This is a genomic window from Marivivens sp. JLT3646 (assembly GCF_001908835.1).
GTDB classification, from domain to species: Bacteria; Pseudomonadota; Alphaproteobacteria; order Rhodobacterales; family Rhodobacteraceae; genus Marivivens; species Marivivens geojensis.
Window position 1 is genome coordinate 146486 of record NZ_CP018572.1, and the last position, 12305, is coordinate 158790.

At 55.5% G+C, this 12305-nt stretch carries 13 protein-coding genes and 1 tRNA gene; 9 read left to right on the forward strand and 5 right to left on the reverse strand.

Features of this window, described 5'->3' with window-relative positions; genetic code table 11:
* The first annotated feature begins 50 nt into the window (after positions 1-50).
* From pobA to BSK21_RS00730, 6 genes are read left to right on the forward strand one after another with little or no spacing between them, the layout of a single operon-like run.
* Positions 51-1220, forward strand: coding sequence for a 4-hydroxybenzoate 3-monooxygenase (gene pobA, locus BSK21_RS00705; RefSeq protein ID WP_067547945.1), 1170 nt, complete (start codon positions 51-53; stop codon positions 1218-1220).
* On the forward strand, positions 1220-2008 hold the full coding sequence (gene pcaD, locus BSK21_RS00710) for a 3-oxoadipate enol-lactonase (protein WP_067547947.1): 789 nt from the start codon (positions 1220-1222) through the stop codon (positions 2006-2008). The genes pobA and pcaD overlap by 1 nt, the downstream gene beginning before the upstream one ends.
* Positions 2001-2381, forward strand: a complete 381-nt coding sequence (gene pcaC / locus BSK21_RS00715; protein WP_067547950.1) for a 4-carboxymuconolactone decarboxylase — start codon at positions 2001-2003, stop codon at positions 2379-2381. The genes pcaD and pcaC overlap by 8 nt, the downstream gene beginning before the upstream one ends.
* Entirely contained in the window at positions 2378-3103 is a 726-nt protein-coding gene (gene pcaH, locus BSK21_RS00720; RefSeq protein ID WP_067547958.1) for a protocatechuate 3,4-dioxygenase subunit beta, read from the forward strand. Before pcaC ends, pcaH begins: the two co-directional genes overlap by 4 nt.
* Positions 3100-3789 (forward strand): protocatechuate 3,4-dioxygenase subunit alpha, encoded by a 690-nt coding sequence (locus BSK21_RS00725; RefSeq protein ID WP_067547961.1) that lies wholly within the window; start codon positions 3100-3102, stop codon positions 3787-3789. The genes pcaH and BSK21_RS00725 overlap by 4 nt, the downstream gene beginning before the upstream one ends.
* Before the next feature lie 7 nt (positions 3790-3796).
* Complete coding sequence (locus BSK21_RS00730; RefSeq protein ID WP_067547964.1) at positions 3797-4633, forward strand: 3-keto-5-aminohexanoate cleavage protein; 837 nt, start codon at positions 3797-3799, stop codon at positions 4631-4633.
* 167 nt (positions 4634-4800) lie between these two features.
* Here BSK21_RS00730 and BSK21_RS00735 read toward each other — a convergent pair whose 3' ends face one another.
* Positions 4801-5856: a 3-carboxy-cis,cis-muconate cycloisomerase gene (locus BSK21_RS00735; RefSeq protein ID WP_067547967.1), complete on the reverse strand. Its 1056-nt coding sequence runs from the start codon at positions 5854-5856 to the stop codon at positions 4801-4803.
* Between the two features lie 1029 nt (positions 5857-6885).
* Between BSK21_RS00735 and BSK21_RS00745 the strand changes: the two genes are divergently transcribed.
* The gene (locus BSK21_RS00745) at positions 6886-7308 is read left to right on the forward strand and encodes a DUF5681 domain-containing protein (protein ID WP_067547973.1); all 423 of its coding nucleotides are present in this window, start codon (positions 6886-6888) and stop codon (positions 7306-7308) included.
* A gap of 359 nt (positions 7309-7667) precedes the next feature.
* Here BSK21_RS00745 and BSK21_RS00750 read toward each other — a convergent pair.
* A tRNA-Ser gene (locus tag BSK21_RS00750) sits at positions 7668-7757 on the reverse strand.
* A 118-nt stretch (positions 7758-7875) separates the two neighbouring features.
* Here BSK21_RS00750 and BSK21_RS00755 point away from each other — a divergent pair.
* On the forward strand, positions 7876-8556 hold the full coding sequence (locus BSK21_RS00755) for a DUF4130 domain-containing protein (protein WP_067547976.1): 681 nt from the start codon (positions 7876-7878) through the stop codon (positions 8554-8556).
* On the opposite strand, the gene ychF is transcribed toward BSK21_RS00755, so the two are convergent.
* Positions 8546-9643: a redox-regulated ATPase YchF gene (ychF, locus tag BSK21_RS00760; RefSeq protein ID WP_067547979.1), complete on the reverse strand. Its 1098-nt coding sequence runs from the start codon at positions 9641-9643 to the stop codon at positions 8546-8548. The genes BSK21_RS00755 and ychF overlap by 11 nt on opposite strands.
* A 224-nt stretch (positions 9644-9867) precedes the next feature.
* Complete coding sequence (locus BSK21_RS00765; RefSeq protein WP_067547982.1) at positions 9868-10638, reverse strand: ZIP family metal transporter; 771 nt, start codon at positions 10636-10638, stop codon at positions 9868-9870.
* A 189-nt stretch (positions 10639-10827) separates the two neighbouring features.
* On the opposite strand from BSK21_RS00765, the gene BSK21_RS00770 reads away from it, so the two are divergent.
* Complete coding sequence (locus BSK21_RS00770) at positions 10828-11445, forward strand: 50S ribosomal protein L25/general stress protein Ctc (protein WP_067547991.1); 618 nt, start codon at positions 10828-10830, stop codon at positions 11443-11445.
* Positions 11446-11541: 96 nt separating this feature from the next.
* Here the strand turns inward: BSK21_RS00770 and pssA are convergent, their stop codons facing one another.
* The gene (pssA, locus tag BSK21_RS00775; protein WP_067547985.1) at positions 11542-12303 is read right to left on the reverse strand and encodes a CDP-diacylglycerol--serine O-phosphatidyltransferase; all 762 of its coding nucleotides are present in this window, start codon (positions 12301-12303) and stop codon (positions 11542-11544) included.
* Between the last annotated feature and the right edge of the window lie 2 nt (positions 12304-12305).

Here is a 12305-nt window from a genome sequence, read left to right on the forward strand (position 1 = left end):
ATGCATTTTTTAACATGCGACAAGGGGTGCGATACATTTGGGAGAACGATATGAAGACCCAGGTCGCAATCATCGGCGGTGGTCCATCGGGGCTTTTGCTGGCGCAGCTTTTACACACGCGCGGGATCGACAGCGTCGTGTTGGAACGCAAGACTAAGGATTATGTTTTGGGACGCATCCGCGCAGGCGTCCTTGAACAGGGTCTGGTCAAACTCATGGAAGAAGCTGGTTGCGCCGACCGCCTGCACGCAGAAGGCATCCTGCATGATGGCACGCTGGTGTCCTACGGCGACGAAATGTTCCGCGTCGATTTCACCGAACACACCGGCACCCCCGTTGTCGTTTATGGCCAAACAGAAGTAACCCGCGATCTTTACGACGCCCGCGAAGCAGCTGGCGGCAAGATCGAATTCAACGTTGAAGATGTCGTCATCCACGGGGCCGACACAGACGCTCCACATATCGAGTATACAGTCGACGGGCAGCCACAGCGGCTGGACTGTGATTTCATCGCGGGGTGTGACGGCTTCCACGGCGTCAGCCGCCAAACCATCCCGCTGGACGTGCGCAAGGAGTACGAAAAGGTCTATCCCTTTGGCTGGCTGGGGATCCTGTCCGAAACGCCCCCCGTCAATCATGAATTAATCTACGCCAATTCCCCGCGAGGCTTTGCGCTCTGTTCTATGCGCAACGACAATCTCAGCCGCTATTACATCCAGTGTTCGCTCAGCGACAAACCCGAGGACTGGACCGATGAAGCCTTCTGGAAAGAGCTCAAGCGGCGTATTCCCGCGGATCAGGCGGAAAACCTCGTGACCGGACCGAGTATCGAAAAGTCTATTGCCCCCCTGCGGTCTTTCGTGACCGAACCGATGCGATGGGGGCGGCTGTTCCTTTGCGGCGACGCGGCTCACATTGTGCCGCCCACCGGTGCCAAGGGTCTGAACACCGCCGCATCTGACGTGCACTACCTTTATAATGGTCTGCGTGACTTCTATGAAAACAACAGCTCCGACGGCATCGACAGTTACTCTGAAAAGGCTCTTGCCCGCGTCTGGAAGGCCGAGCGGTTTAGCTGGTGGTTCTCTTCTTTGATGCATACCTACCCCGACCAATCAGAGTTTGACTTGAAGATGCAGGTCGCCGAGATCGAATTCCTGCGTTCCAACAAGGCGGCACAGAAATCCATGGCGGAAAACTACGTGGGCTTGCCCTACTGATGCGGGCCGTAAACGCGAATGGCGTGACCCTACATGTGCAAGAGGACGGTGACTCGAATGGCACACCGGTCGTGTTTGCCAATTCGCTGGGTACTGATCTACGCCTTTGGGATGCGATCATCCCGCTGTTGCCTGACGGATTGCGCCTGGTCCGCTATGACAAGCGCGGGCATGGTCTGTCGGGTTGCCCTGAAGGGCCGTATACCATCGACGATCTGACAGCCGACGCCGCAGCCTTAATTGAAGGTCTGGATCTGGGGCCGGTCATCTTCGTTGGCCTTTCGATTGGCGGTATGATCGGCCAATCCCTCGCCTCACGCCGCCCCGATCTGGTCCGTGCGCTCGTGTTGTCAAACACCGCTGCAAGAATGGGCGACCCTGCCACATGGGAAGAGCGGATTACCGCCATCAACGAAAAAGGTTTGGCCGCGATGGAAAAGGCTGTTCTGGACCGCTGGTTCGGCCCGACCTTTCGCGCAACGCCCGAAGCGGCCCTGTGGGGCGCACTTCTGACACGCACACCTGCAGTAGGTTACGTGGGATGTTGCGCGGCCATCGCAGCGGCGGATTTGACAAACATTACGGCTGGGCTGCGCCTTCCGACGCTTGCCATCGCGGGTAGCCACGACGGCGCCAGCCCGCCCGATCTGGTGGTCGCAACCGCGGCCCTGATCCCCGGCTCACAAGTCCATGTCATCGACGGTGTGGGCCATCTGCCCTGCGTCGAAAACCCGACGGCCTATGCCGCTGTCCTAAACCCATTTCTAAAGGAGCACGCCTATGTCTGAGCGTTTCGACAAGGGCATGGCTACCCGCCGTGCCGTTCTGGGTGACACGCACGTAGACCGTGCCGAGGCGAACAAAAACGCCTTTGACGCGCCCTTTCAGAGCATGATTACCGAAGGGGCCTGGGGCACGCTGTGGTCGGATGACACAATCAGCCGTCGCGACCGCTCAATGCTGACCCTAGCCCTTTTGGCCGCGACGGGAAATTTCGAAGAAATCCCCATGCATATCCGCGCCACCGCCAACACTGGAGCTTCCCAAAACGATGTCTTGCAGGCCTTCATGCACGTCGCTGTCTACGCGGGCGTGCCCAAGGCAAACCACGCCATAAAACTTGCAAAACAAACCTACGCTGAAATGGAGGATGCCACATGAAAACGCCCGCAGAGTATTATCAACGCGACCGCGACCGGCACCCTCCGGCTTATGCGCCCAGCTACAAGACATCCGTCGCGCGAAGCCCGCGCAATGCATTGATTAGCCTGCAACAATCGACCAGTGAAATCACCGGCCCCGTGTTCGGACACAACGATCTGGGGGCACTGGATCATGACCTGATCAAGAACTACGCTCAAACCGGCGACCCTGTGGGCGAGCGCATCATCGTGCACGGACGAGTGTTGGATGAAAACGCCCGACCGGTCCCTAATACACTGGTCGAAGTGTGGCAGGCCAATGCGGGTGGGCGGTATCGCCACAAGAAAGACACCTACCTTGCTCCAATTGATCCGAATTTCGGAGGGTGCGGGCGGACTATGACCGATGAAAACGGCTATTACTTTTTCCGCACGGTCAAACCGGGGGCCTACCCCTGGCGGAACATGGTTAACAACTGGCGACCGGCGCACATCCACCTGAGTGTCTTTGGCGCATCTTTCTGCCAGCGCCTGGTCACGCAACTCTATTTTGAGGGCGATCCGCTGATCCCGCTTTGTCCTATCGTGCAGACGATTCCAGATGCGGACGCGATTGACGCCTTGACCGCCAAGCTCGACCTGAATGCGACAATCCCGCTCGATACGATCGCCTATAAGTTCGACATCGTACTGCGCGGACGCCGTTCGACACTCTTTGAGAACCGGCTGGAGGGAAACTGATGCAACGCCTTAATTACCTGCGTGAAACCCCATCTCAAACCGCTGGCCCCTATGTCCATATTGGTCTGGCACCCGGTGCTGCCGGCTTTGATATCTACGAACATGAACTGGGCTGGGACATAGCCGGACCAAACGCCGAGGGCGAACGGATCCGTATCGAAGGCCGCGTGATTGATGGCACGGGCAACCCTGTCAAAGACGTGCTGCTGGAAGCATGGCAGGCTAACGCCCATGGCAAATACCCCCACCCAGAAGGTGGCGGAGAGGTCGAAGACGGCTTTCGCGGTTGGGGCCGCGTAATCACCGATTTTGACACCGGTGAATGGGGATTTGACACCATCAAGCCGGGCCCTGTCCCCGCGCGCGCCCCGCTTGCGTCCATGCGCCCCACCGCCGAGGAAGAACAGAAAGACGCCTTCGGACGCGGCCATCAGGGCCTGCGAGCCATGGCACCGCATATCAACCTGTGGATCGTCGCGCGCGGCATCAACATCGGGCTGAATACGCGGCTCTATTTCAGCGACGAGGAAGAGGCCAATGCCACCGATCCGGTCATCAATCTGATCGAATGGGAAAGCCGCCGCAAAACGCTGATCGCGCAACGCGGCGAACGCGACGGCCAAGTCGTTTATCGGTTCGACGTCCACATTCAAGGCGAAAACGAAACTGTTTTCTTCGATATTTGAGGCGCGTATGACCAACCCTTGCATCATCTGCGTGGCGATCACTGGATCTCTGCCCACCAAAGACAACAATCCGGCGGTGCCGATCACCATCGCCGAACAAATCGAAAGCACCCATGAGGCGTTCGAGGCCGGTGCAAGCATCGCGCACTGCCACGTGCGCGACGACGAAGGCAAACCCACATCGGATCCTGAACGCTTTGCACGGCTCAAGGAAGGGTTGGAAAAACACTGCCCTGGTATGATCGTGCAACTGTCCACGGGTGGGCGTTCTGGCGCGGGGCGAGATCGGGGCGGCATGCTGCCGTTGTCGCCGGACATGGCTTCGCTGTCTGTTGGATCCAACAACTTTCCCACGCGCGTCTATGAAAACAGCCCCGATCTGGTGGACTGGCTCGCCTCTGAAATGTTGGCCCACGACGTGAAACCCGAAATCGAAGCTTTCGATCTGGGCCATATCGTGCAAGCCACCCGCATGGCCGCTGATGGTCGCCTCAAGGGGCCGCTCTATGTCCAATTTGTGATGGGCGTCAAAAACTCCATGCCAGCGGACGAGCCGATCTTCGATTTCTACATCGAGACGCTCAAACGCCTTGCTCCCGATGCGCAATGGTGCGCGGCGGGTATTGGTCCGGCACAACTGACCATCAACGAATGGTCGATCGCCAAGGGCGGCCACACCCGAACTGGCCTGGAAGACAACGTGCGGCTTGACCGTGACACGCTGGCCCCGTCGAACGCAGCCTTGGTCCGGCGCGCAGTTGATCTTTGCGAAAAATACGAACGCCCCGTTGCCACATGGCATCAGGCACGCGACATACTTGGCTTACGGCAGGTTGCTGTATGAAAAGGTAATGTGGCCAACTGAATGATCCCCAACACACTTTTCACAGGCATGGGCGACGCATTGGATCTGGTCGCCGACGTAAGCAGGCAAAAGCGTAATTGATAGCACCGACACAAATCATCATGTTCACGGTGTCTTCAAGAGTGGCCTCAAAACAGGCGTTTGGGTCAGTTCGGCGAACCTAGCCGTTCGACAGAGGTAATCAGGCTTTCCGCATGCAAAAGAGCAGCACCCGTCGCCTCTGCCATCGCGGGCAGTGTCAGCCATTCCAACGCCCAAGCCGCGCCAGAGCGTTCTTGTTCATGGATCATCGCCTGCCCCAAAAGTCCCTGCTGACTCGCAACATAGCGCGCCAATGCGACCATCAGCTCTGCGCCGATCGGATTTTGCTTATGCGCCATCGCGGACGATCCGCCACCACCCGACAACGCGATGTCATCGATGCCCTGTTGCACCATAAGCGCCACGTCCTGTCCGATCTTGCCCAGTGAACCTGCGACGAGGGTCAGCCAATGCCCCATGGCCACAAACCTGCTGCGATCCGCATGCCAGACCGGACCTAGCGCAAGGCCCAGCGTTTCGGCGACCTGGCCTGCACACTCAGCCACATGGGGCTCTGGAGTTTCACGCGAACCAATGGGCCCGCCAATCTGGACTACCGAAAGTTGATTTTTTACATCATCAGCAAGCGCAAGATGGTCTGCCAGCGGACGGCGCCACGCATCGACGCGCAAGGCAACGTTGGCGGGCAATGCGGCCTGCATACGGGTTCGGGCCATCATGGCGTTATCACCCGATTTTTCCAGCAAGGCATCAAGCTCAGCGACGAGCCGGGTCAGCCGTGCTGTCATCTCATCCATTACCGAAAGACAGGTCAAGACCATCGCGGTATCCATCACATCCTGGCTGGTCGCACCGGTGTGCACGGCGCAGGCTGCACCTACGTCCAGAGTGGATTTCAAGCCAGCAACCAAGGCTGGTACGGGCAACCCGTCTCGACCACTTCCGTGACCAAGATTTTCACTGGAAAACGTCTTGATCGCAGCCAACGCCTTGTTCGCGTCCTGCTCCGATACAAAACCGTATGCGCCCAACGACTGCGTCCAAGCCGCCTCAAAGGCAAGCATACGGTCCGTAAAGGCTGTCGCGCTAAATTCCTCTGCAATTCTCGGATCGCATAACAGCGCACCAAACAAACCTGATGTTGCAAAAGCATTAGTCATGGCTGCGTCTCATTTTTGGTCAATTCGATCAACAAGTGTACCCGGGCCTCAGCAATCAATTGACGGACGCGAACCTTGCCAACACACTATAAAGAGATCGGTGCGAAGTGCCAGATTTCGCGAACAGAAATTACCCAACATGGCCAGTCGCAAACGATCGATACGCATCTAAAACCTGTATCCCGCATTATCCCTGAGCGCCCACGGCGCCAATTTCTGCACCCAAACAACGGATGCCAAGACGAAAGGGGCAGCATTAACTACTACTAGCGCCTCGCCCTTCGTCTCAGACAGTATATGTGCCGGAATGGCCCCAAGTTCTTCGCAGGGTCTAATTTGAAGCATTCGATTTTGGATTAACAAGACGGACTCGTAGTCTCTACATTTGGCCCAAACTCGGTCGCGCTCGCTGTTTCGACAACCGGCCTCTAGAAAGATCTGCCTAACGATGATGTTGTAAATCCGATGTCCGCCTTCGCCAGGCATCAACGAAACGGTCTAGAAATGACGACTTAGGCTATTGTTCAATGACCGCTCTGTCGACATGCACTGCAACGCAGCGATAACCGTGCTGCAAGAGCAAGCAAATGCTGCGTCAGCACTAGCCGCATCTGCACAAGGCGGTTTTGTCCGCAGAGCCGACGTTGATGCAGACCGCAGCGAAGGTCAGCTTCCCGCCCTCACGCCCCAAACACTACCTTTTCCTGCTCTTCCCAACTTATCGTCACCAAGTCTGTCATCGCTCGTATGGTCATGCGCGGGATCTCCCGGCTATAGACCAGCCGTCGTAGAACATCTGGTGCCAGATAGGTAAGCCGTAAATGCCTGCTGACGTATCGCTCGTGGTTGCCGATGGCAGCAGCAAGGTCCTTGGCGGTCTCATACTCTCCGGCTTCAAGGCGCCGCCTCCAAGATCGATGGCCAATTTTGCTTCAGTTTGATGTCAGAATTCACAAGTGTGATATGCATCACTAGATTTTCATTTCTGTTGATATGTGTTATATTATAACTCATTCTGGAGTTACATATATGTCCCGAAACAACGGCCGAAATACCGATGGAAGGTTCGCTCCCGGAAATCCTGGGCGTCCCAAGGGCTCGCGTAACAAGACTACAGCGGCCATCTCCGCACTGCTCGACGGAGAAGCCGAAGCTATCACGCGAAAAGCCGTCGAGATGGCACTTGAGGGTGACAGCGTAGCTCTTCGCTTATGCCTTGAGAGAATTGCTCCCCCAAGGAAAGATACGCCCGTCGAATTCGTCCTGCCGCCGATTCAGTCAATTAGTGATGCAGCTATTGCGGGGCGCTTTGTATTGGCAGCTGTAGCTGAAGGTGCACTGACTCCGCTGGAGGCGGCTCATGTGATGGCTCTTATCGAAACTTACCGGAAGTTACTGGAATTTAGTGAGTTTGAAGAACGACTAACCAAATTAGAAAGCTCGGTAGCATGAGGCTTAGGCAGCGCTTACAAAGGTTGGAAGCAGTTTTTACTCGTGACGATGATGCCGAGGTTGTGTCGGTCGACTGCTACTGGGATGATGGGAAAGAATATATTGGGACGATGAAAGTTGCTCATTGCCATATCATCAAAACACACAAAAAACGAAAATTATGCCGATCAATGGTGTCGTTAAGTCAGGTACGCTCTGACTTATAATTTAACCCGACTCGAAAGGGTAACATTCATTGATCGTAAACTATCTCGCAAAGCAGCCATAGATTCTGATCAGATGTTACGGGGTCAAAATGGGGGATAAATAATATTTTATCCATTTAAGTACTTGTTTTTAAAGTATTAAAGCCATTTTAATGGCGGAGACGAAGGGATTCGAACCCTCGAGACGATTCCTCGCCTACTCCCTTAGCAGGGGAGCGCCTTCGACCACTCGGCCACGTCTCCGTCGACCCGTTTAGCGATGGCTTTGACGGAAAACAAGGCACCTCTGGCAGAAAGTTTTCGCAGCCGAATTGGTTAAGAGATCTTGCGTATAGCTTAAAAGAACATATCATGAACAAAAATGTATGCCGCCATGTATTCGATCACCCTCCCATTTTCTGGAACGGCCATAGTATGGCGTCGGATTGCACGGCGCTTGCTGTCGGCACGTATAGCACCTGAATTTGTTGAGTGGTCGGTTGGGGCGACGGAAATGGTGCCGACCTTGCCTGACGAGCGTTACAAGGCTCGGGTGCCAGAACGTTTTGTCATTTTGACTGAAACCGCCGTGTGGCATTCGGATCCAGCGAAGTTTGACCTGCTGTATCGTTTAGCGTGGCGGTTGCGTCTTCAGCCGTCGCTGGTCGGAGATCGTTGCGACACGGACGTCCTGCGGCTTCTCGAAATGGAAAATGATGTATTGAGAGCACATCGGAAATTGGGCCGCGATCTTCGTTTGCATGAGGTGGGGCGACAGGCTGGGCGGCGTATCTTTGCTGGGTGGTGCGATGTGCCGCATGACCCTTTGGAATTAGCGCTGCCAAAGTATCAACGTCAGTTTTCTGAATTTGATTGGGTTATCTACACACCCCAGCGGATGGTTCGCTGCACACAGGGCGAGGTCTCAATAACGCCGTCGCCAGAGCGGCCAGAGTTGTCGCGCGATATGCGGCATATTGACTGGTATGAATGGTTAAGGGCGCAGGTTTGCCCTGCGCCCTCAAACGATAGAACCGATTTTTCGGCCGTTATTACGTATTGAAGAGGAAGTGCATCACGTCGCCGTCTTGGACGATGTATGCCTTGCCTTCCGCACGCATTTTACCAGCTTCTTTAGCGCCAGTTTCACCCTTGAATTGGATGTAGTCATTGAACGCGATGGTTTCAGCGCGGATGAATCCGCGTTCAAAGTCGCCATGGATCACGCCAGCAGCAGCGGGAGCGCCCGTGCCTTCTTTGATAGTCCAGGCGCGTGCTTCTTTCGGACCAACCGTAAAGTAGGTCTGCAGGTGAAGCAGTTCATAGCCAGCACGGATGAGGCGGTCGAGGCCTGCTTCGGTGAGGCCCAGTTCGGAGAGGAACATTTCCTGCTCTTCGTCGTCGAGTTGGCTGATCTCTTCTTCGATGCGTGCAGAAATAACAACGTGGCTGTTGCCCTGAGCCGCTGCCATTTCAGCAACGCGAGCCGATTGGCTATTGCCTGCGCCGGCAGATGTTTCCTCGACGTTGCAAACATAAAGGACAGGTTTGGTCGACAGCAGTTGCAGCATCTTCCACTGTTTCTGGTCATCCTCTGAGATTTCAACTGTGCGGGCGGGTTTGCCTGCTTCAATCGCGTCCTTCGCAAGTTTAAGGAGCCGCTCTTGTTCAACAGCTTCTTTGTCGCCACCGCGGACCTTGCGGACGATGTTTTGTAAACGACGTTCGATCGACTCGAGATCGGCGAGCATCAACTCCATCTCGATGGTCTCTGCGTCAGCGACAGGGTCCACGCGGCCTTCAACGTGCGTGATGTCATCGTCTTCGAAGCAACGCAGCACGTGGGCGATGGCGTCGCATTCGCGGATGTTGGCGAGGAACTGGTTACCAAGGCCTTCGCCTTTGGAAGCGCCTTTGACGAGGCCTGCGATGTCAACGAATGTCATCCGAGTCGGGATGATCTGTTTAGACCCAGCGATTTCGGCCAGAGCATCAAGGCGCTGGTCCGGAACAGCCACTTCGCCGACGTTCGGTTCGATGGTGCAGAAGGGAAAGTTTGCAGCCTGTGCCGCTGCCGTTTTGGTCAGCGCGTTAAACAGGGTCGATTTACCGACGTTCGGCAGACCCACGATACCCATCTTGAATCCCATCGGACCCTCCTGAAATTGCTCGAATGGCTTCTAGGCTGCAAGGCGCTTCTACGCAAGCGTCGCTGGGGGCATTGCCCCCAGACCCCCAGGATATTTGGGGCACAAAGGCAGTATTGTGTGTTTTAATCGTATGCGAGGGCTGTGCGGCATTCTTTTGCACTTATTGGACCATCATGTCGGAGCCGCGGGAGCGCAGTAAGGGCGACGTAGGAATGCTCGTTTCTTTATCCCAGAGTAACGTCGAGGATCATCATCAAGATCAGACCGAAAAGAAGACCCGTCGTTGCGCGGTTCTGGTGCCCGTTGCGGTGCGTTTCTGGGAGGATTTCGTGGCTGATGATGTAGAGCATTGCACCTGCGGAGAACGTCAGCCCTATCGGGAGGATTTCGTGGGTAACGGAAACTGCGCTGGCGCCAATCAGCGCACCAATGGGTTCGACCATGCCTGTGAGGGCAGCCACTAGGAAAGACTTCCATCGCGAATAGCCGCGCCCGATGAGCGCAACGGCAACAGCCAGACCTTCGGGCATATCTTGGAGCGAGATACCTGTCATAACCGATATGCCGCTGGTGGTCCCGTCACCAAAGGCTACGCCAATCGACATGCCTTCTGGGAAGTTGTGGATGGTGATAGCAATCACGAAGAGCCAGATGCGTCCCATCGCAGCAGCGTCAGCGCCTTCTTGCCCTGTGATGAAATGTTCATGGGGCAACGACGAGTTCAGCCAAGCGACAAATCCAGCGCCAAGGGCGATCCCAATGCCAGCGATCAGGGAGGCTATCAAAGTAGAGCCATATTGCTCTGTCGCAATATCAATACCAGGCAAAATCAAGGAGAAGTAGGATGCAGAGAGCATCACGCCTGCTGCGAAACCTAACAGCGTGTCGCTGGCGCGTTGGCTAAGCGTCTTCCCAATTAACACTGGAACAGCGCCCAAGGCCGTAGCAATGCCTGCGACCAGACCGCCAAGTGTGCCGTTGAGAATGGTTTCCATAAATGCGCTCCCAGAGTTTGGGCGCATTAGATTTAGAATCATTTTAAATAGCAAGATAATCTAGGGTAGTTTCTCTTCACTAAAGAGGGATTTTCACCTTTCCAAAAAGGGGATTCGCGTGTAAGAGCGCGACTTCATCGGGTCGCACACCCTTGGAGGGCGGCCCCTCATCTTATGGAGATTATCAAGATGGCACGTGAGATTCCTGATCTTATCGCCACGGAACGTACGGGGACAGGCAAGGGGGCCGCTCGTCAAGCTCGCCGTGATGGGCTCGTTCCGGGTATCGTTTACGGTGGTGGACAAGATCCGCTTCCGCTGAACTTCAACTACAACAAACTGCTTCAGAAACTGAAGCAGGGCCGTTTCATGTCCACCCTGTTCAACCTCAAAGTTGAAGGTCAGGAAGATGTACGTGTGATCTGCCGTGGCGTTCAGCGCGATGTTGTAAAAGACCTGCCGACTCACATCGACTTCATGCGCCTGAAGCGTACAAGCCGTGTGAACCTGTTTGTGCATGTCGAGTTTGAGAACCACAAAGCTGCACCGGGCATCAAAAAAGGCGGCGTTCTGACCGTTGTTCGTCCGGAAGTCGAGCTGAGCGTTATCGCTGGCGACATTCCTGAGCAGATCGTTGTTGACCTGACCGGCCGCGAAATCGGCGACGTGATCCACATCTCTGACGTTACCCTGCCGGAAGGCGTTTCGCCGACCATCGACCGTGACTTCGTTATTGCGAACATCTCGGCTCCGTCGGGTCTGCGCTCGGCTGGTGTTGACGAAGACGAAGAGGGTGCAGAAGAGTAATCCTCTTCTTCACAACAGAATTAAGGAAACGGGGTCCATCGGGCCCCGTTTTCTTTTGTTGCTGAGATCAATGTTGGGAGTGTTCCGCGGCTGGCTTTAGGACTGAGCGAACAGATTGCCGCGTGCCTTCACAATGCTAAAAAGCAAGATGAGGATGTAGATCACGTTCACGGAGACAAGCAGTAGCCAAGGGCGGAAAAACACGAGGCCCACGACGAGCAGAGTAAGCACGAGCACGACACGGGAGAGGCTTCGTGGAATTCGGACGGCCTTGAGGGACAGCGTCCTCATTGTTGAGATCATAAGAACGCCAACAAATCCGAGCCAAATCGCTACGATCATTGGGATCGAGTGGGCGTCGAAATAACCACCGAAAACAAGAAATGCAGGCATCAGAGCGAGCATCGCGCCACCTGGTGACGGGACACCTACAAAGTGGGGCGTTTCACTGTCGTCCGTCTTTGGCTTGTCCTTCATTACGTTGAAGCGAGCGAGACGTAGGCAGGCAGCACCTGCGTATACCAGCGCGAAAATCCAGCCGAGGCCGCCAAGCGAGCTCAGGAAAAATTGGTAAATCAAGATCGACGGAGCGACGCCAAAGCACACAAAATCCGAGAGCGAGTCGAGTTCGCCGCCCAATTCCGACGTTGAATTGAGCCGACGCGCCATGAGGCCATCAAGGCCATCCATCACAGCAGCGAGCATGATCAGAAACGTGGCGAGCATGAAACGTTCGTCGACGGCAAAACGGATGGACGTAAGGCCCAAGCACATTCCCGTTAGGGTCACCATATTGGGGACCATTTGGACGAAAGGAACGCGGCCTTTGGTGTCCCGATTGTTTTCTTGCTCGCTCATGA